The organism is Roseovarius conchicola (assembly GCF_041403425.1).
Taxonomy (GTDB): Bacteria; Pseudomonadota; Alphaproteobacteria; order Rhodobacterales; family Rhodobacteraceae; genus Roseovarius; species Roseovarius conchicola.
In genome coordinates this window covers 1-19,664 of sequence record NZ_JBGEHK010000002.1, presented here as the reverse complement: position 1 = coordinate 19,664, position 19,664 = coordinate 1, and the positions used below count along the sequence as shown (strand labels likewise).

The 19,664-nt window shown below is 59.8% G+C and carries 18 protein-coding genes and 2 pseudogenes; 4 read left to right on the top strand and 16 right to left on the bottom strand.

Annotated elements, in window-relative coordinates; all coding sequences use genetic code 11:
* Window positions 1-37 precede the first annotated feature (37 nt).
* A complete protein-coding gene (locus V6N02_RS05930) occupies window positions 38-430 on the top strand; it encodes a GFA family protein (protein ID WP_371224593.1) in 393 nt (130 codons plus the stop codon).
* A 6-nt stretch (window positions 431-436) separates the two neighbouring features.
* On the opposite strand, the gene V6N02_RS05925 is transcribed toward V6N02_RS05930, so the two are convergent.
* From V6N02_RS05925 to V6N02_RS05855, 15 genes and pseudogenes are all read right to left on the bottom strand, one after another.
* On the bottom strand, window positions 437-1,210 hold the full coding sequence (locus tag V6N02_RS05925) for an ion transporter (RefSeq protein ID WP_371224592.1): 774 nt from the start codon (window positions 1,208-1,210) through the stop codon (window positions 437-439).
* A 269-nt stretch (window positions 1,211-1,479) separates the two neighbouring features.
* Entirely contained in the window at window positions 1,480-3,126 is a 1,647-nt protein-coding gene (gene pgi, locus V6N02_RS05920; RefSeq protein ID WP_371224591.1) for a glucose-6-phosphate isomerase, read from the bottom strand.
* Complete coding sequence (gene eda / locus V6N02_RS05915; protein ID WP_371224590.1) at window positions 3,123-3,776, bottom strand: bifunctional 4-hydroxy-2-oxoglutarate aldolase/2-dehydro-3-deoxy-phosphogluconate aldolase; 654 nt, start codon at window positions 3,774-3,776, stop codon at window positions 3,123-3,125. The genes pgi and eda overlap by 4 nt, the downstream gene beginning before the upstream one ends.
* A 5-nt stretch (window positions 3,777-3,781) precedes the next feature.
* Window positions 3,782-5,593 (bottom strand): phosphogluconate dehydratase, encoded by a 1,812-nt coding sequence (gene edd, locus V6N02_RS05910; protein ID WP_371224589.1) that lies wholly within the window; start codon window positions 5,591-5,593, stop codon window positions 3,782-3,784.
* Between the two features lie 63 nt (window positions 5,594-5,656).
* Complete coding sequence (gene zwf, locus V6N02_RS05905) at window positions 5,657-7,108, bottom strand: glucose-6-phosphate dehydrogenase (protein WP_371225266.1); 1,452 nt, start codon at window positions 7,106-7,108, stop codon at window positions 5,657-5,659.
* A 4-nt stretch (window positions 7,109-7,112) separates the two neighbouring features.
* The gene (gene gap / locus V6N02_RS05900) at window positions 7,113-8,144 is read right to left on the bottom strand and encodes a type I glyceraldehyde-3-phosphate dehydrogenase (RefSeq protein WP_371224588.1); all 1,032 of its coding nucleotides are present in this window, start codon (window positions 8,142-8,144) and stop codon (window positions 7,113-7,115) included.
* A 107-nt stretch (window positions 8,145-8,251) separates the two neighbouring features.
* Window positions 8,252-9,178 carry a carbohydrate kinase family protein gene (locus tag V6N02_RS05895; RefSeq protein ID WP_371224587.1) on the bottom strand — a complete coding sequence of 309 codons (927 nt, stop codon included), beginning with the start codon at window positions 9,176-9,178 and terminating at the stop codon, window positions 8,252-8,254.
* Between the two features lies 1 nt (window position 9,179).
* Window positions 9,180-10,640, bottom strand: coding sequence for a mannitol dehydrogenase family protein (locus V6N02_RS05890; protein WP_371224586.1), 1,461 nt, complete (start codon window positions 10,638-10,640; stop codon window positions 9,180-9,182).
* Window positions 10,641-10,676: 36 nt separating this feature from the next.
* Complete coding sequence (locus V6N02_RS05885; RefSeq protein ID WP_371224585.1) at window positions 10,677-11,681, bottom strand: ABC transporter ATP-binding protein; 1,005 nt, start codon at window positions 11,679-11,681, stop codon at window positions 10,677-10,679.
* Between the two features lie 13 nt (window positions 11,682-11,694).
* Window positions 11,695-12,525: a carbohydrate ABC transporter permease gene (locus tag V6N02_RS05880; protein ID WP_371224584.1), complete on the bottom strand. Its 831-nt coding sequence runs from the start codon at window positions 12,523-12,525 to the stop codon at window positions 11,695-11,697.
* A 10-nt stretch (window positions 12,526-12,535) separates the two neighbouring features.
* A complete protein-coding gene (locus V6N02_RS05875; protein WP_371224583.1) occupies window positions 12,536-13,402 on the bottom strand; it encodes a carbohydrate ABC transporter permease in 867 nt (288 codons plus the stop codon).
* A 120-nt stretch (window positions 13,403-13,522) separates the two neighbouring features.
* Complete coding sequence (locus V6N02_RS05870; RefSeq protein WP_371224582.1) at window positions 13,523-14,833, bottom strand: ABC transporter substrate-binding protein; 1,311 nt, start codon at window positions 14,831-14,833, stop codon at window positions 13,523-13,525.
* A gap of 117 nt (window positions 14,834-14,950) precedes the next feature.
* The gene (locus tag V6N02_RS05865) at window positions 14,951-15,982 is read right to left on the bottom strand and encodes a LacI family DNA-binding transcriptional regulator (RefSeq protein WP_371224580.1); all 1,032 of its coding nucleotides are present in this window, start codon (window positions 15,980-15,982) and stop codon (window positions 14,951-14,953) included.
* A 239-nt stretch (window positions 15,983-16,221) separates the two neighbouring features.
* A pseudogene (locus V6N02_RS05860) lies at window positions 16,222-16,389 on the bottom strand (transposase); the annotation flags it as partial.
* A gap of 37 nt (window positions 16,390-16,426) precedes the next feature.
* Entirely contained in the window at window positions 16,427-16,681 is a 255-nt protein-coding gene (locus V6N02_RS05855) for a hypothetical protein (RefSeq protein ID WP_371224579.1), read from the bottom strand.
* 228 nt (window positions 16,682-16,909) lie between these two features.
* Here V6N02_RS05855 and V6N02_RS05850 point away from each other — a divergent pair, with 228 nt between their 5' ends.
* The 3 genes from V6N02_RS05850 (at window position 16,910) to V6N02_RS05840 (ending at window position 19,080) form a co-directional block, all read left to right on the top strand.
* Complete coding sequence (locus tag V6N02_RS05850) at window positions 16,910-17,761, top strand: CPBP family intramembrane glutamic endopeptidase (protein WP_371224578.1); 852 nt, start codon at window positions 16,910-16,912, stop codon at window positions 17,759-17,761.
* Between the two features lie 99 nt (window positions 17,762-17,860).
* The gene (locus tag V6N02_RS05845; RefSeq protein ID WP_371224577.1) at window positions 17,861-18,253 is read left to right on the top strand and encodes a lysozyme inhibitor LprI family protein; all 393 of its coding nucleotides are present in this window, start codon (window positions 17,861-17,863) and stop codon (window positions 18,251-18,253) included.
* Window positions 18,254-18,261: 8 nt separating this feature from the next.
* Window positions 18,262-19,080 (top strand): hypothetical protein, encoded by an 819-nt coding sequence (locus V6N02_RS05840; protein WP_371224576.1) that lies wholly within the window; start codon window positions 18,262-18,264, stop codon window positions 19,078-19,080.
* A gap of 429 nt (window positions 19,081-19,509) precedes the next feature.
* Here the strand turns inward: V6N02_RS05840 and V6N02_RS05835 are convergent.
* Window positions 19,510-19,664: pseudogene (locus V6N02_RS05835) on the bottom strand (IS3 family transposase); the annotation flags it as partial.

Here is a 19,664-nt window from a genome sequence, read left to right as displayed (position 1 = left end):
ACGATGCAGACTGCTTGGGTTCTTGAGGAGACGCAACATGGAACAGGTTTCGGGCAGCTGCCTTTGCGGTAAGGTCTCGCTACACGCATCGGGCAAACCCTATCGGGTCGGCCTGTGCCACTGCCTTGACTGCCGCAAGCATCATGGTGCGTTGTTCTATGCGGCGGCTGTCTTTCCGGAAGAGGCCGTGACGATCACGGGAGAAACGCATGATTATGCCGGGCGGCATTTCTGTCCGTCCTGTGGCTCATCGGTTTTTGCCCATAGCGGTGACGAGGTCGAGGTGCATCTGGGGGCGTTGGATGCTCCGGACCAATTGATCCCAACTTACGAAGGCTGGACAGACCGGCGCGAAGCGTGGTTGCCTGAATTTCCGGGTCTCAGGGGATATAAACGCGGTCGTGAAAGCTCCAGTCGTCGCGAGGATTAGGCAAACTTAGGGCTTGTCGCGCTCTTTCAGGCAAATCTCGATCTCGTTGAGGCGTTTGAGCACCTCGTCGCGGTAGACGTCCGTCTTCTCGGCATCTTCTACCCCATGCGCCTCTTGCATCGAGTTCACGATCAGGCCGACCACAAGGTTCACCACGGCGAATGTGGTGATCAGGATGAAGGGTACGAAGAACGCCCAAGCGTAGGTATACACCTCCATCACCGGGCGCACGATGCCCATGGACCAGGACTCCAATGTCATGATCTGGAACAGGGAATAGGCCGATTGGCCCAGCGTGCCGAACCATTGGGGGAAAGATGCGCCAAAAAGTTTCGTCGCCATGACCGAGCCGATGTAAAAGATGATTCCCATCAGCAAAAAGACCGAGCCCATGCCAGGCAGCGCGTTCATCAGCCCTTCGACCACGCGGCGCAACGACGGGGTGACCGAGACAACGCGCAGCAGCCGCAAGATCCGCAGCGCCCGCAGCACAGACAGGCCTTGTGTAGCCGGAACCAGCGAAATGCCGACTATCACGAAATCAAACAGGTTCCACCCATTGCGGAAAAACCCCGCACCCCGCGCGATCAGCTTCATCGCAATCTCGACCACGAAAATGGCCAGACAGATTTTGTCCAGCATCAGGATCAGCGGGCCAAACTGGGCCATCACGGGTTTTGAGGTCTCAAGCCCCAGGATCACCGCGTTGAACAGAATGACGCCCAGAATGAAATTCTGAACCGCTGGCCGGTCGATGAAAGCGCCGATCTGGCTGCGCATACTCTGTCCCTCTGGCTAACACTTCGCGCAGATATGGGGCAGCGCCGACTGGCTGGCAAGGTTTTACGTGACACATAGTTTAACACCTATGGACAGCACTTTGACCCCTATGGCCACATAGATTGTTTTTTGGGGCAGAGCCATTGACCCATCTGGCGAATGCAGCCCTTCGTTCACCGCGCGGCAAAGCCTTGATGTTGTTGCGCCCTGGTCGCGCGACCAAGAGGACTTGGATTATGCAGGAGATACAAATGCAGGAGAGCAGTTGATCAATTCGGTGCGTTTGATTTCTGACGCGATTTGTTCGACCACGCTGAAAGCTGATTCATCAACCCTTGGGTGGACCCGTTCAAGTGGTCAGCTCTCGCGCCCTGCACCAAAGGCACAAGGTCGGCTGCCAGTTCCTTGCCCAGTTCCACGCCCCATTGATCGAATGAATTGATCCCCCAGATCACGCCTTCCACGAAGACGCGGTGTTCATAGAGCGCGATGATCTGGCCCAGGACGAAGGGGGTCAGTTTTGGATAGGCGAGTGTCAGCGATGGGCGATTACCCGGGAAACTACGGTGGGCCGCAAGCAAATGCTGTGCCTCTCCTTGCAGGCCTTGTTGCGCCGCCAGTTCCATGGCCTCCTGCACCGCTCGGCCCAGCATCAACGCCTCGGATTGTGCCAGGCAGTTGGCCTTGAGCAGATCGTGGTGATGGGCCAGCTCAGGCTCGTGCCCTTCCGCCGCGATCAGAAATTCCGCCGGGATCACCTCGGTGCCCTGGTGCAGAAGCTGATAGAAGGCGTGCTGGCCGTTGGTGCCGGGTTCGCCCCAGACCACCGGACCGGATGAGCGGTCCAGCGCTGTGCCATCCTGCGACACGCGTTTGCCGTTACTTTCCATGTCAAGCTGCTGCAAATAGGCGGGAAGACGTGACAGCCGTTGATCGTAGGGCAAGACCGCGCGTGTGGCATGGCCACAGATATTGCGGTGCCAAACCCCCACCAGCGCCATCAGAACCGGCAGATTGTGATCAAACGGCGCGGCCTGAAAATGCCGGTCCATTGCGCGCGCACCGGCAAGGAAATCGTGGAAATGCGCGGGTCCAACCGCCAACATGAGCGGCAGCCCGACTGGCCCCCAAAGCGAATAGCGCCCGCCGACCCAATCGGCAAAGCCAAACACCCGCTCAGGCGCGATGCCCATCGCGGCGGTTTTGTCCAACGCGGTGGAGACGGCAGCCAGATGCGCGCCAACATCCGTGCCCACGCCCGCACGCAGCCAATCGATCGCCGTCGCGGCGTTGGTCATGGTTTCGATCGTGGTGAAGGTCTTGGAGGCGACGATGATCAATGTGTGTCGCGGATCGAGAGGGCGCAGCGTGTCGGCGATATGGGCACCATCGACATTCGAGACGAAATGACAGCGTGGCCCTGTCTGATAGGGTGCCAGCGCCAATGTGGCCATGGCGGGGCCAAGGTCAGAGCCTCCGATGCCGATATTAATCACGTCTGTAATGTGGGCCCCGCTGGCCCCGGTGATCTCACCTGTCCGGATGCCATCGGCAAACTGCTCCATTCGGCGCAGCGTTTCGGCAATGCCGGGCCGTACGTCCTGGCCATCGACGATCAATGGCGCGCTGTCGTCCGAGCGCAGGGCCGTGTGCAGAACCGCCCGGTTTTCCGTGTTGTTGATCTTGGTGCCGGCAAACATGTCCTGCCGCTGTTCGGCGACACCCGATGCAATGGCCAGGTCGGTCAGCAAGGTCAGGGCCTCGCTGTCGATATTCGTCTTGGAAATGTCCAGAAACAGGCCGTCTGTGCAGACGGAGAAGCTTTCAAACCGGCCCGGATCGTCAAACAGCGACAGTATCCTGCGGTCTTTCGTGGCGGCACGGTTCTGAGCCAGCTTTTGCCAGAGGTCGCTCATCTGTCCGCCTCTAGGCGGGCCGCGTCACGTGCAAGGGCCTCGATCCCGGCCCAATCCCCTGCGGCCACAAGCTCTTTCGGCGCAACCCAGCTGCCCCCGGCGCAGAGCACATTGGGGAGCGATAGATATGTCGCCGCATTGTCTGGATTGACGCCGCCTGTGGGGCAAAATGAAATCTGCGGCAGGGGCGCACCGATCGCTTTGAGTGCAGGCGCCCCGCCCGACGCTTCGGCGGGAAAGAACTTGAGCATGTCATATCCGCGCGCCAACAGGCGCATCGCCTCGGTCGCAGTGGCCGCGCCCGGCAAAAGGGGCAGGTCTTCGGCTTCGCACGCCGCCAGCAGCTCATCCGTGGCCCCGGGCGAGACGCCAAAGGTTGCGCCCGCGTCCTTGGCGGCGCGTACATCCTCTGGGGTGATCAGCGTACCGGCGCCGACAAACCCTCCGGGCACGTCGCTCATCGCGGCAATGGCGTCGAGCGCGGCAGGCGTCCGCAATGTGACTTCCAGCGCGGGTAGCCCTCCGGCAACAAGGGCTTCGGCCAGGGGCCTGGCAGTCTTTGCGTCTTCGACAACCAGAACCGGGATGATCGGGGCCAGGGCACAGAATTCGCGCGCGAGCCGACTTGCATCATTGGGGAAGAGAGCCATCTGGATTAACCTCCGAAAATTGACGCGCCAGCGGTCGCTGCGCCCACTGCATTGCGGAAGGGTGCGAACAGTTCGCGTCCGGTGCCCGTAGTGTTTGCCGCCAGATCTGCGGTGGCAACAGGGCGGTCTGCAACACCGTCGGTCAGGATATCCAACACCCCCGTCACCGCATCCACCCGCAGCATATCGCCGTCTTGCAGCCGGGCAATCGGGCCGCCATCCACCGCCTCGGGGCAGACATGGATCGCCGCGGGCACCTTGCCGGATGCCCCCGACATGCGCCCATCTGTCACCAGGGCCACCTTCTGCCCGCGCCCTTGCAGGATTGACAGCAATGGCGTGAGGCTGTGCAGTTCGGGCATCCCGTTGGCCTTGGGCCCCTGGAACCGGACGACGACGATCACATCGCCGGTCAGTTCTCGGGCTTTGAAGGCCGCTTTCACCTCGTCCTGATCGTGGAACACCCTGACCGGGGCTTCGATCACCTGATGCTCGGGTGCCACGGAGGACACTTTCATCACCGCCGTCCCGAGCGCGCCGGTCAGGCGCTTCAACCCGCCCGTGGGCTGGAACGGGTCATGCACGGGGCGCAGGATCCTGTCATTCAGGCTTTGCCCGGTGCCGTTGCGCCAGCTGAGCGTGTCGTCGGCAAAAACCGGGTCCTTGGTGTAGTGCTCCAGCCCGGTTCCGGCCACCGTGCTTGTGTCGGGGTGCAACAGACCCGCTTTCAGCAACTCGCCGATCATGTAGCCCAGGCCCCCCGCGGCATGGAAATGGTTCACATCGGCCAGGCCATTGGGATAGACCCGCGCCATGAGCGGCGTCACCTCGCTGAGATCGGAGAAATCCTGCCAGTCCAGCACGATGCCGCCTGCGCGGGCCATGGCGACCAGGTGGATCAGCGGATTGGTTGATCCGCCAGTCGCATTCAGACCGATAATGCCGTTCACGAACGCCTTTTCATCGAGGATGTCGCAGACCGGAGTATAATTGTTGCCCAATGCACTCAGGCTCAGGGCGCGTTTGGCGCCCTCACGGGTCAGCGCGTCACGCAGCTTGGAGCCCGGGGTCACAAAACTGGCCCCGGGCAGGTGCAACCCCATGAACTCCATCAACATCTGATTGGTATTGGCGGTGCCGTAAAAGGTGCAGGTGCCGGGGCCGTGATAGGCGGCCATCTCGGCGGCCATCAGCTTGTCACGGCCGCAGTCACCGGCGGTGAATTCCTGGCGCACCTTGGCCTTTTCGTCATTGGGCATGCCGCTTTCCATGGGTCCTGCGGGCATGAAGACAGCGGGTAAATGTCCAAAGGCCTGTGCTGCGATCACCAGCCCCGGCACGATCTTGTCGCACACACCCAGGAACACGGCGGCATCAAAGGTGTTGTGGCTGAGCGCCACCGACGCGGCCAGCGCGATCACGTCGCGCGAAAACAGCGACAGCTCCATCCCCGCCTCGCCCTGCGTGACACCGTCGCACATGGCGGGCACCCCGCCAGCAACCTGTGCGGTGCCACCGACCTCGCGCGCGGCCTGGCGGATCAGATCGGGATACCGCTCGAAGGGCTGATGCGCCGAGAGCATGTCATTATAGGCCGTCACGATGCCAAGGTTTCCGGCGCTGGTTGCTGCCAGTCGATCTTTGTCCGGTCCCGATGCCGCATAGGCATGCGCCTGTCCGCTGCAGGATAGATGCGCACGCGCTGGTCCCTTGGCACGGGCGGCCTCCATGGTTTCCAGATGGGCCGTGCGAGTGGGTTCGCTGCGGGCGATGATCCGGTCCGTCACCCGCAAAATGGTGTCATTCAATGTGGTCATCTTGCATCTCCTTGATGGCGCTGCATGGTCTCGATGCACAGCACCCGGATTGAAAACTTGTGGTCATGCTTCGATCTCGCGCCAACGCCGCCCGTCCCGATGCAACAGCATCAGCGCGTCCTCCGGCCCTGACCCGCCCGCGTCATAGGGCGCCGGGGCCTGACGGGCCTCTTCCCAGGCATGGATGATCGGATCGGCCCAGGCCCAGGCGGCTTCGGCCTCGTCCCCGCGCATGAACAGGGTTTGATCCCCGCGGATCACATCCATGATCAACCGCTCATAGGCATCCTGCGTCTCGGCATGGGGGCCAAGCGCATCGGCAAAGGTCATATCCAGCGCCACTTCAGCCAACCGGAAACCGCCGGGGCCGGGCTCCTTGATCGTGTTGCGCAGGGTGATGCCTTCGTCGGGTTGCAGACGGATGATCAACGCATTGCCGCGCCGTCCTTCCATCCTGGGAAAGATCATGTGCGGAGGGTCGCGGAACACGATGGCAATTTCCGACGTCCGCGCGCGCAGCTTCTTGCCCGTGCGAAGGTAAAACGGCGTGCCGGCCCAGCGCCAGTTGCCGATAGTCACCTTCATGGCGACGAAGCTTTCGGTCAGGCTTTGTGGATTGCCAGCATGGTCGCGATAGCTGCCCTCGGTGTCTCGCGCGCGATACTGCCCCCGCACGATATTGCTCGGCTCCACCGGATCCAGCGCCTCGATCACCTTGACCTTTTCGTCACGCACCGCATCCGAGGTGAAGCGTGACGGCGGCTCCATCGCCGTGAGGCACAGCAACTGCATCAGGTGGTTCTGCACCATATCGCGCATTGCGCCCGAGCGGTCGTAATACTCCCCACGCCCCTCGACGCCCAGGCTCTCGGCCACGGTGATTTGCACATGGTCCACATGGGTCGCGTTCCACAGCGGCTCCCACAGCGAATTGGCAAACCGCAGCGCCATCAGGTTCTGCACGGTTTCCTTGCCCAGGTAATGGTCGATCCGGTAAATCTGATGCTCTTCAAAGCTGCGACGCAGGTCCGCGTTCAGGGCCCGGGCCGACGCCAGGTCATGCCCAAAGGGTTTTTCCACCACGATGCGGCTTTCGGGAGTGGCGAGACCATGCGCGCTGAGCTTGTCGGAGATCGGGCCAAAGAGCGAGGGCGAGACCGACAGGTAAAAAGCCCGCACCGCCTTGGGGCGCAGATGATCGGCAAGGGCGGTCCAGCCACTCTCGCCGCCCGCATCGACGCGGACATAGCGCAATGTCTTGAGGAACGCTCCAAGCGACCCGCCCTCCTTGGCAGCCTCCGGGGCGAACTCCAGCAAGCTGGAACGGATCAGATCGGCAAAGCTGTCCGCGTCCATGTCGCTGCGCGCGGCACCGATGATCTGTGCATCCGGTGGCATCTGCCCGACGGCAAAGCGGTGGAACAGACCCGGGATGATCTTGCGCCGTGCAAGATCGCCGGTCGCACCGAATACGACCAGATCAAAAGGCGCAACAGGGATGACGCGCGAGACCATGGCCCTAGCACGCCATCGGAAGCTGACCGGCATGATGCAGAAGCTCACCCATGCGCCGACCAGTGTCGATCATCCTGTTGGAGAAGCCCCATTCATTGTCATACCAGCTGACGATGCGCACCAGCCCGTCCTGCGTGACCGAGGTTTGCGCGGCGGCAAAGCAGGAAGAATGCGGATCGTGGTTGAAATCGACCGAGACCAGCGGGTCTTCCTCATAGGCGAGAATACCTGCAAGTTCGCTTGCGGCCGCATCGCGGAGGGCGGCGTTGATGTCATCGCGGCTGGCCCGGGTCTGGGGCACAAAGCTGAGATCAACGAGCGAGACATTGGGGGTCGGCACCCGAACGGCGGAGCCTTCCAGCTTGCCCGCCAGTTGCGGCAAGACTTCAGAGATTGCCCGGGCCGCCCCGGTTGACGCGGGTACCATCGACAGTGACGCCGCGCGCGCGCGGTAAAGGTCACCATGGCTGCTGTCATGGCTGGGCTGATCGCCGGTAAAGGAGTGGATCGTGGTCATGTAACCCGTCTTGATGCCAAAGACCCGGTCCAGAACCATCGCCACCGGTGCCAGGCAATTGGTTGTGCAGGAGGCGTTGGAGACGATGACATCATCCGCCGTCAGGTCGCGGTGGTTCACACCATAGACAACTGTCCGATCCGCGCCCTTGCCGGGGGCTGAAATCAGCACTCGCTTGGAGCCGTTCTGCAAATGGAGCGCCGCCTTGTCGCGCGCGGTAAACAGCCCGGTGCATTCATATGCCACATCCACATCCCCCCAGGGTAGCTCCGCCGGGTTGCGGATGGCGGTCAGGCGAATGCGTTGGGTTCCTACCACAAGGTCGCCATCCTCCACCCAGACCCGTGCCTTCAACCGCCCATGCACGCTGTCGTATTTCAGCAGGTGAGCCAGGGTTTCGGGCGGGGCCAGATCGTTGATCGCCACCACGCGCACATGGCTGTCCGCATTTTCAACCAACGCCCGCAGAACGCCGCGCCCGATACGTCCGAACCCGTTAATTGCAATATTGATGGTCATGTCATTTTCTCCATTTATGCAGCAGCCTGGGCACTGCCAGATGAGATTTGATAGCGCTAACATATTTACGCCAAAAAGGGAATGCGACCCGTGTGCATCTGGTCATGTCAGAGCTCTCCTGCCCAGGGGGGATTGGCCCCGGCGCGTGATACCGTCACGGCAGCAACCTTTGCGCCATGCGTCATCGCTTCATGCAATGCTTCAGAGGGCAATGCGTGCAAATCGGGTTTCCGCAATTGGCCCATTTCGGACAGTTTGGCCAGCACTCCGGCGTTGAATGTATCACCCGCCCCGACGGTATCGTGAATGTCTACCGTGGCGGCAGGCACATGCACCTGCGCGCCATCGGCCAGGTATGCCGTTGCGCCATCACCACCGCGGGTCAGGATCACCATGGCAGGTCCGGCCTCTAGGATGGTGTGAACCTTGTCTGACATGGACAGGGGCGCAGGGTCGATCCAATTGAGGTCTTCATCCGAGACTTTGACAATGTCGGCCTGGCTGATCATCTGCCCCAGCCGGGCGCGGTAGCGCGCGATGTCCTGAATGAAACCGGGGCGAATATTGGGGTCGAGCATCACCGCCCGATGCGCGCCTTCCCGTTCCAGAAGCGCGGCATAGGCATCGGCCCCGGGTTCGCAGGCAAGGCTGATGCCGCCAAAAAACAGCGCGGTAATCTCATCGGTCAGGGTGGGCATGTCACTGGGGGACAGCATGCGTCCCGCGGAGTTTTCGTCGTAAAAGCTGTAGGTGGCATGACCATCCACCAGCCGCACGAACGCCAGGGTGGTGGGGCGGTCCGACAGGATGCAAAGAGACGCGTCAACATGGCTGGCCCGCAGCCCATCGCTCAGCTGTTGCCCGAACATATCCGTGGACAGCCCCGTCAGCAGCCCGCTGCGGGCCCCAAGCCGCCCCAGTGCTATGGCGGTGTTGTAGACGGCCCCGCCGGTATGCGGCACAAACCCATCCTGCCCGCCCGTTGTGGGGGTGGGGATCATGTCGATCAGGGCCTCACCGCAACACAGGATCATCTTACGCCGCCTTCCGGTTCAGAAAGCTGCGCAGCACCGAACGCGCATCATTGGCCCAAAGCGCCGTGATCTGGCGTGCAAAGCCACTTGCGAAACTGGCGTTCTGGCCCAGCGTGCCAAACACCTCTGACAGCGCCAGGAAGGCCGCGGGGTTGTGCCGTGTTTCCTGCGCGGCGGTGCGCAGAACAGTGGCACGCGGGTCATCCAGCGCCTCGGTCTCGGCGCAATAGCGGCACCAGAACGCCACCTCCAGCGCCAGCCCCTCCACGGGCCGCCCTTGGTCCAACGCCTCGGTGATTGTTGGCAAGACGAATTTGGGCTGCCGGTTTGATCCATCCTGACACAGTCGTGCGATGGTGTCGCGCACCTCGGGGTTGGAAAAGCGCGTGACACAGGTGTTCAGATAGGTCTGATAGTCGACGCCCTCGATCGGGCTGAGCACTGGAATAACGTCTTCGCTCATCAGCTTCATCAGCCATCCTGCGATATCCGGATCGGCCATCGCCTCGTGCACGCAATCGATATTCAACAGAGCAGAGGGGTAGGAGATCGCCGCATGCCCGGCGTTCAGTAGGCGCAGCTTCATCGTCTCGTAGGACAGAATGTCTTCGGTAAACTGCACGCCTACCTTTTCCAGCTGCGGGCGGCCCAGCGGAAAGTTATCCTCCATCACCCATTGAATGAACGGCTCGCAGACGACAGGTGCGGCATCCGCGACCCCGAACTGCTCGGCGACCATCGCGCGCTTGCCCTCGGAGGTTGCGGGGGTGATCCGGTCCACCATGGAATTGGGAAAGGCCACACACTCGGCAAGCCAATCGCGCAGCTGGGCAGATATGAGTGCCGCCAGACCTTGCAGCGCATGTCTGGTGACATGGCCATTCTCGGGGATATTGTCACATGAGAGAATGGCCGGTGGTGGCGTGCCCGCGTCCCGCCGCCGGCAGAGGCCCGCCAGAAGAATTCCAAAGACCGTTCGCGGCGCGTCCGGGTGTTGCGCGTCGTGCTGGATGTCGGGATGTTCCGCGTCGAACTGACCCGATGTCGCGTCGATGAAATACCCGCCTTCGGTGATCGTCAGGGAAACGATACGGATCGCGGGATCGGCAATGCTATTGATGATCGCTTCGGCCTCGGCCGGGCAGAAATCAATCATCGCACCGGTGACGCGGGCTTCGTAGCGCTCGGGGCTCATCTCGACAACCGTGCTAAGCCAGTCTTGCTTTTCCAACAGGGCGCGACGTTCGGCGTCAAATGGCATGATCCCGGCTCCAACGATGGCCCAATCGTGATCTACCCCGAGGTTGAACAGGCGATCCAGATAAACCGCCTGATGCGCCCGATGAAAGTTGCCCATGCCGATATGAAGGATACCGGCGGACAGGCCGGCACGGTCATAGGTTGGCACAGCGATGCTGTCCGGCAAATTCGAGAGCGTGGAAAGCGCGAGTTTCTGCGTCATGTCAATCGGCTTTAAATTCGTTGCCCCTGTCCTGCGTCAGTCGATCCGCAGGCCCTGGGCGTCAAACTTGTGGATCTGGTCGGCACGCGGAGTGAGGTGGATCGTGTCACCATGCGCCAAGTTCACTTCGCCCGGCGCACGCACGGTCAAGGTCTCGGCCAGGCCGGTTTGATGAATGTGGAAGAACGTGTCCGAGCCCAGATGTTCGGCCACGCCGACCGTGCCCTGCCACGTACCGTCTTGTTCGACCACGTCGATATGTTCGGGCCGAACGCCGATTGTGTGCGCGCCATGTTTCCCCGCTTCATCGCCTTCGATGAAATTCATCTTGGGCGAGCCAATGAATCCGGCCACAAACTTGTTGCGCGGTGCACGGTACAGCTCTAGCGGGCTGCCCACCTGCTCGATGACACCGGCTTGAAGGACCACGATCTTGTCGGCCATGGTCATCGCTTCGACCTGATCGTGGGTGACGTAGATCATCGTGGTCTTGAGCCGCTTATGCAGCTCGCTGATTTCCAGCCGCATGCCGACGCGCAGGGCGGCATCCAGGTTCGACAGCGGTTCGTCAAACAGGAACGCCGCCGGTTCACGCACAATGGCGCGGCCAATAGCCACCCGCTGGCGTTGCCCGCCCGAGAGCTGCCCCGGACGACGGTCCAGGTAGTCGCTGAGGTTCAGCGCATTGGCCGCCGCTTCGATGCGCCGGTTCTGTTCATCCTCGGGCACACCCGCCATTTTCATCGGAAAGGCGATGTTCTTGCGCACCGACATATGCGGATAAAGCGCATAGCTTTGGAACACCATGGCCAGGCCGCGCTTGGCGGGCGGCACGTGCGTCGCATCATTACCGTCGATACGGATATGCCCGCCGGTGGTGTCCTCAAGCCCTGCGATCAGGCGGAGCAAGGTGGATTTCCCGCAGCCCGACGGGCCGACAAACACCGTGAATTCGCCGTCTTCAATGGTCAGGTCCAGCGGCGGGATAACCTCCACCTCGCCGAAACTCTTGGAGACCTTGTCCAGTGTGATACGTCCCATATTCCTTGTCTCCTTATTTCACAGCGCCAAAGGTCAGGCCGCTCACAAGCTGTTTCTGGCTGAACCATCCGAGCACCAGGATCGGCGCGATCGCCATGGTCGAGGCGGCGCTGAGCTTGGCATAGAACAGGCCTTCAGGGCTGGAATAGCTTGCAATGAAGGCGGTGAGCGGGGCCGCCTTGGCGGCAGTCAGGTTGAGGGTCCAGAACGCCTCGTTCCAGGCCAGGATGAAGTTCAACAGCAGGGTCGAGGCGATTCCGGGAATTGCCATTGGCGTCAGCACATGAAGGATTTCTTCCTTCAGCCCCGCTCCGTCCATCCGGGCCGCCTCCAGGATCTCGCCTGGAATTTCCTTGAAGTAGGTGTAGAGCATCCACACGATGATCGGCAGGTTCATCAGCATCAGCACGATGATCAGACCGGTCCGGCTGTCCAGCAGGCCCAGCTTGATGAAGATCAGATAGATCGGATAGAGCACACCCACGGCGGGCAGCATCTTGGTGCTGAGCATCCAGAGCAGGATGTCCTTGGTCCGTGTCGAGGGCACGAAGGCCATCGACCAAGCCGCGGGAATGGCGACGATCAGGCCAAGGATGGTTGAACCGCCCGCGATGATGATCGAATTCCAAAGGAAACGCGCATAGTCCGAGCGCTCCAGCACCGTGGCGTAATTCTCTAGCGTCCAGTCGAAGGCAAGGAACACCGGCGGATCTGCAATCGCCGTGGCCTCTGTCTTGAAGCTGGTCAGGATCGTCCAGAGGATCGGGAAGAAGATCAGCAGCCCGACAGCCCATGCGGCGGCGGTGTTGATGATCTTGCGTTGCGTCGTGATTGAGCGGGCCATGATATCCTCCTCACGCGTCCAGGTTCTTGCCGACCATGCGCATCAGGAAGATGGCAACGATATTGGCGAGAATGATTGCATAGACACCACCGGCGGACCCCAGCCCGACATTCTGGCTCTCCAGCACGCGCTGGTAGATCAGATAGGTCAGTGTCTTGGTGCCAAAGCTGCCTTGGGTGGTCACGAAAATCTCGGCAAAGATGGCCAGCAGGAAAATTGTCTGGATCAGCACCACAACCGTGATGGCCCGGCCCAGATGCGGCAGAGTGATAAAGGCGAAGCGTTTGACCGGCGGTGCGCCGTCCATTTCGGCGGCCTCAAGCTGTTCGCTGTCCAGCGACTGGATCGCGGTCAGCAGGATCAGCGTGGCAAAGGGCAGCCACTGCCAGGAGACGATCATGACGATGGATTGAAGCGAGGCCTGGCTGAGCCATTCCACTGGTGCTGCGCCGAAGAATTTCCATAAATGCGCGAACAGGCCATTCACCGGATCCATGAACATGTTCTTCCACACCAGTGCCGAGACGGTGGGCATCACGAAGAAGGGCGCAATCACCAGGATCCGCACAACGCCCTGTCCCCACATCGGCTGATTAAGCAGAATGGCCAGCAGGACACCGAACACCACGGTGATAAGCAATACCCCACCCACAACTATCAGGGTGGCTGAAACCGAGGGCCAGAAGGCGCTGGACGTCACGAAGCGAACGTAGTTGTCAAATCCGACCCAGCCCAGATCACCGCCGCGCAGGGGCAAGTATTTCTTGAACGAGAAGAGAAGGGTCATCGTCAGGGGCACAAGCATCCAGCCGAGAAGCAGTATGACCGCCGGTGCCATCATTAGTCGGGCGGCTGATCTGGAATGTTGGGTTGCCATGATGCACCTCCTCTGTTGGCTGCCATCGGGCTGCCGGGTGTGACGCTTGGGTTTGCGGGTCAGTGTAGGGCCTGGGGGGCGATCTTGCGATCATTGCCCCCCAAACCCGGGAGCGATGTCTTAGTAGCCTGCGGCTTCCATCTCGTCGACGGTCAGCGCCTGCGCCTTGTCCAGCGCCTCTTCTACCGATTGCTGGCCGGCAAGGGCCGCCGAGATTTCCTGGCCCACCTGCGTGGCGATACCTGCAAATTCCGGGATCGCGACAAACTGTACGCCAGTGTAGGGCACAGGTTTCACCGACGGGTTGGTTGGATCGGCCGCATTGATCGAGCCCAGGGTCATTTCCGCGAAAGGTGCGGCCGCCTGATACTCGGCGTTCTCATAGAGCGAGGTGCGCGTGCCCGGAGGCACATTGGCCCAGCCTTCTTTCGATGCGACCAGCGCCGTGTATTCCTTGGATGTGGCCCAGGCGACAAACTTTTTCGCGGCATCCGTGGCATCAGACCCGGCAGGGATGGCCAGGGACCACGCCCAGAGCCAGTTGCCGCGCTTGCCAAGCCCGTTATCGGGGGCCAGGGCAAAGCCAACCTTGTCGGCCACGGTCGAGTCGTTGGGGTTGGTCACGAAGGACGCCGCTACAGTGGCATCAATCCACATCCCGCATTTGCCTTGCTGGAACAGCGACAGGTTTTCGTTGAACCCGTTGGTTGAGGCACCGGGGGGGCCGTAATTGTTCATCAGGTCCATGTAGAAGTTGACCGTGGCGGTCCACTCCTCGCCATTCAACTCAGGCTGCCAGTTCTCATCAAACCAGCGCGCGCCGAAGGAGTTGGACATGGCCGTCAGGAACGCCATGTTCTCGCCCCAGCCGGCCTTGCCGCGCAGGCAGATGCCGTAAACCTCGTTGTCCTTGTCGGTCATGCCGGCAGCGGCTTCCTTGATGAAATCCCAGGTCGGCGCATCGGGCATGTCCAGCCCGGCTTGCTCCATCAGGTCCGTGCGATACATCACCATCGAGCTTTCGCCATAGAACGGTGCGGCATAAAGCTCGCCATCCACGGTCAGTCCGCCCCGGATGGCCGGTAGCAGATCGTCGGCGTCCCATTCGGCGGGCATGTCGTTCAGGGACACCAGCCAGTCCTGCGCCCCCCAGATCGGCACTTCATAGGTCCCGATGGTCATGACGTCGAACTGTCCGCCCTTGGCGGCGATGTCCTGGGTCACGCGCTGACGCAGGACATTCTCTTCCAGAGTGACCCATTCAACGGTGATGTCCGGGTGCTCGGCTGTGAACGCATCGGTCAGCCCCTGCATACGGATCATGTCGCCGTTGTTGACGGTGGCGACTGTGATGGTGGTTTCAGCCAGTGCCGCACCGGTCAGGCCAAACGTCAGAACGGCTGCGGTCGAAATACTAGTCCTCAAAGACATCCGAGTCCTCCCTCTTTGCAGGATGTTGGCAAACAGAGTAGCGGTGAGACTAACGCGAAGTCAATTTATTTTTTACGCGCGTAAATTATTTTCACTTTTCCTCTCTTTGCCCAAGACTTAGGCAGAGTCGCGCATCACCAATTTGCCCTCGAAAAGCGTCTCTTCCCGCACCGAAGGCGCTTCTTTCGCCTCGATGATTCGAAATAGGGTGCTCACCGCGCGGTCAGCGATCGCGGTGTAATCCTGGGCAATTGTCGTCAGCGGCGGACAGGTGAAACGCGAGAAGGGATGGTCGTCATGCCCGGCAATGCGCAAACTGCACCCTTCGCCATGCCCAACGCGAATGCCCAAACCGTAAGCTGCTGACAACATGCCAATCGCCAGACGGTCATTGCTGCATAGAACTGTATTTGTCGGAAAGGCCGCTTGGGCCAGAAGTTTGCCGCCCTCGTCCTTCCCGATCTCTTCGAAATCCCAGCCCTCACCATCGACCTGAAAGATGTGCGGCGTAAACCCATGGCGCTCCATTGCCGCGCCATAAGCCTGACGGCGCTTGATTGCATTCGGGTTGGAAGGCGTCTTCATTTCAAACAAGCTGGGCGGTTCACCGCTGCGGCACAGATATTCGACAATCAACCCGACGCTCTGGAAATTGTCCGTGCCGATAAAGGCTTCTCCGGCCTCGCTGATATTGGCATCAAACAAAACCAGCGGCACATCCGCGCCAAATTCCTGAATGGCCTTTTGATCCGACGCGCGCCCGAACGGGGCCAGTAACACACCTGCCGGTTTCAGTGACCGCAGAGAGTCGAGATTTTCCTTTTCCAGCTCGGGATTGCCATGCGAACTGAGCAATATGGGGCTGTAACCCGCGTTGATACAGGCCACCTCAACCGCCCGGCCGATTTCGGTAAAGAACGGGTCGGCCAGATAAGGCACAACGACCCCGATATTTCTGGTCGTTTGCCGGTTCTGGTTCATGGCGTAGATGTTGGGGCGGTAATCGTGCTGGTCCAACGCCTTCTCGATCCGCTGCCGTGTCGATGCACGAACACTGTCAGGGTTGTTGAAAAACTTGGAGAGCGTCGGTCGCGATATTCCGCTGACCGCCGCAAACTCTTCCATATTCCGGATCTTGCGCTGTGCCATCTCTTAACTTGTAAACTCCAAACGCAACACGCGTAAAGTTTATAGATTTACATACGAGAAAAACGGCGCTTGGGTCAACACATGGCGCGACCCCGATGATTTCACAAGAGTTCCTATTCAGGGCCTTGCTTATCCTTGAAGGGGAGGCGCAGTTCTCTTGCGACGAATTTCGCAAACACGCAGCGTTCGCGCAATATGGATTTGGTTTCTGATGTCGGGTTTCAATGGCCGCTTCGGGCACGCCACGCCATTTCGGCAGCGTATGCACCGAGGTACTTGCCAGCGAAATGATGGTGCGTGCCAACTTCGGCGCGACGCAAACGACTAAAATAGCTTTCCGCTTGGTTACTGCAGGCACCATCCTTGGAATAGGCATCTTGGTGGTTGATGCGCTTTATCGGGAAGTAAACTGTCATTGCCTCGCTTGCAGTGGCTACCGGAGAGTCACACGATCCAGCTCAAGATTGCGATCACGACCGCAGTCATCGCAGCCGCACAAGCCGCCTTTACCATTCTTGATGCCTTGTTCAATCGCGGCATCCGATCAATCATCAAGATAACCCCGAACACCACAAACGCGACAACCAGGGCTTCCAGAACTGCCAGATCCATCTCCAACGCCTTTCCGCGGTTACTTTGCCCCTCGATCTTCGCGAAATTGCGGTGCGAGTCGAGATGCCGAATGAACTCCCGAAACATGATGAATGCCTGCGGTATGTCGACTATGGTCCGCGGGAACGAATTCAACTAGGCCGTCCCATTTTTCAGCAAACCCATCTCACTCGCTTTGGGTCTGCCAAGAGGCAGTTATCTGCAGAGACACAAACGAGCGGCGGCAACCTAGGAGATGACTTAGCGCTTTTGGGATTAGGTCTGTCGTGCGACAAGAAGAGGCGACGATGAACAAGCGCCGGTCTAGGATCATCCATGGTTAAGACACTTCGCGATTGGCTGACCGCGCGGCCGCTTACAACGGCGTTGCTGATGCTTGTCGGATATTTTTTGGCCTTTGTGGTCCCCACGCTCTCATCAGACACGTCAATGGGCCATAATGCTGACCGCCACGCCGACACGGTGGATCTGTCGCAAACACCATTTGAGCTTGTACTCGTGCTCAGCCTGATTGGCATCATCATTTGGTTGGGCTGGACAAAACAGACGCGTTTGACCACGAGACCGGCATGGGGCGGAGTGTGGTTTGTCCTAATACCCGTTCTGTTTATGGGCGCCCTTTTTTCTCTCGAAGTCTTTGGCACCATCGAACAATCGGTGACCGTGTCCTTTCCGGCATCTTTCATAGTGTCTCTGCTTGCCCTGACGCTGCTGGTCGGGATTTTTGAAGAGACCCTCTTTCGTGGCGTCGTTCTTTTCGGGTTCGAAGTGACGTGGGGGCCGCTCGCGGCTATTGCTGCGTCATCCATCCTTTTCGGAGCAATGCACTACGTCAATTGGATTGGCGGACAGGATTTCGATGAAACCACCACCCAGGTCGTTTCGGCAGGTTTATCCGGCATTCTTTATGGCGCCCTTGCACTACGAACACGCTCCATTTGGCCCGGAGCCTTTCTGCATTGCGTCTGGGATTCGATGGTCACCTTGAATGCTCGCATTTCAGCTATGCGACCGCAGGCGGCAGCTGACAACGCGGTCAGCCTGGACAGCGATCCCGCAACCGAGGGCATCGCGTTTGTCGTGCAATACTTCGAGCCCCTCTATGGCCTCTTTGTTTTGATGGGATATTACTTGTGGAAGTGCGCATTGTCGCGGCGGGCGCGGTGATCAAAGCAGCTGCGAGGGTGCCTTAACCAAGGTTTCTTATTGATCGAAAGAGTGCTAGGGTAAACGCATCATGCCTCAGTTTTAACTCAGGAAATCCCCATGTTCCGATATTCGATTTTCTTTGCCGTCTTGTCGATGCCACTTTCAGGCCCTGCTGGCGCTGACGCTGCATTGGAATGCGGCGTGCAGGTGTCCAGTCAGGTCGAGATCGGGTCCTGTGTCTCGGCTCAGGTCGGAATCGCCAATCAGGCGCTTGCCGAAGCACTGGGCTTCGCTCAGGACGCGGCTACGGAGTTGGACGAGGTGACGGGTCGAGAGGTGGCTGTGCCCGCCTTGGTCGACGCGCAATCAGCATGGCTGACCTATCGGGACGCACAGTGCAGCTATAGCGCCGCGCTTCTCGGCGGCGGCTCGGGTGCAGGCATCACCGAAGGCGCGTGCCATGTCGCTCTGACGCGCGCGCGGATTGCAGAGCTTTTGGGGTCTTTGTAGTGGCCCCTATGCGCACACTTGGTGCAAGCTTTGTCATCGCCAGTTCGCTTGCAGTCCTCCCGAGCTTCTCCCTGGCCCAAGATCCGACCCCCGTCTTCGCTCAGGACGATCCTGCCCGTATCTGGATCGAGGGCAATGAGATGTATTTTTTTGGCGAAATCTCCATTGCCTCGCAGGATGCGTTTTTGGAAATCATTGATTCAGAGGCGGCGTCGCGCGTTCAGAGTTTTGTTGTCAATTCTGGTGGTGGGGATACGAATTCGGGTCGGGTCATAGGGCGATGGATTCACGAACAGGGCCTGAATGTCACGGTCGAAGCTATCTGCTTTTCTTCCTGCGCCAACTACATCTTCACGGCCGGGGCAACGCGCACCATTCGGGCAGGTGCCTTTGTGGGTTGGCATGGATCAGAAAACCAATACGACGTCATCGCGGAAAGCGATCCTGACCAAAGCGGCGACGATCTGGAGCGAGCGGCCTTGCGAACGGCTCTTATCCCGGCTCTGCCGGAAAACGCCACGAGTGCAGAAATCGAACAGGCGATTGACCAACAAATCGCCTTCGCCGAGATATCTCGCCAGGATGAAGCCGATTTTTTCGAAACCATTGGCATTTCGTCAGAAGTCACGCTGCATGGTCTGCGTCCCGGTAATCTCGATGCGTTGCAGGCGTCTGGCCTCGCCGGGTGGACCTTTACGCTGGAGGATATGGACCGACTTGGCCTTGGTTTTGTCGAGTATTTGGGAGAGGGCCCATATGAGACCAGCCCTCAGGTCGCCCAGAACGTGCTTGTGGTGTCATATGATCCCGACCTAGCGGCCCATTAGTCGGAAGCATCGCGTCCCGGCCTCCTGAGTGCATTCGAGCGGCCAGAAATGCCGGCGCAATTTGAAACGAAGTTGCCAACTCTGTCACGGGCGTCGGAAAGCCATCTGCCTGGTTCAGGGCGCAGGCTGCCACTCCAGCGATGGCTTAAGGCGGCGTACAAGGCAGCAATGCGTATTTGTTTTTGTGCGTCTTCTGTCATGTAAAGTTTGATTCGTGGTGCCTTTTCATCATTTCCGCTCAACACAGCGGCGCGTAGTGAAGACTCCGAATGGACCTCGGCAGCTCTACGGCACCCGGAGCGACGGCGCCAAATCGGCCTGCCCAGATTTGTGTCCCAGTTCGGGCTGTTTCTCGTGCAGATATGAGTCTACGATTGGCGCGACCTAACGCAAGCCCCTGACAACGCGATACTATTACAGGCACAAACTGTATCGGTGAAATGGCGAAGAGTGGTTGGCTGTACCCAGCTTGTCCAAGGTGCGCTTGGTCGGCAGATGTGACCGCTCAACCAACCGGATGATCTCGAGTTTCTCGGATGCGGGATACCTCATTCGTCGTCGTCCCCATCCGCGATCATGCTTTT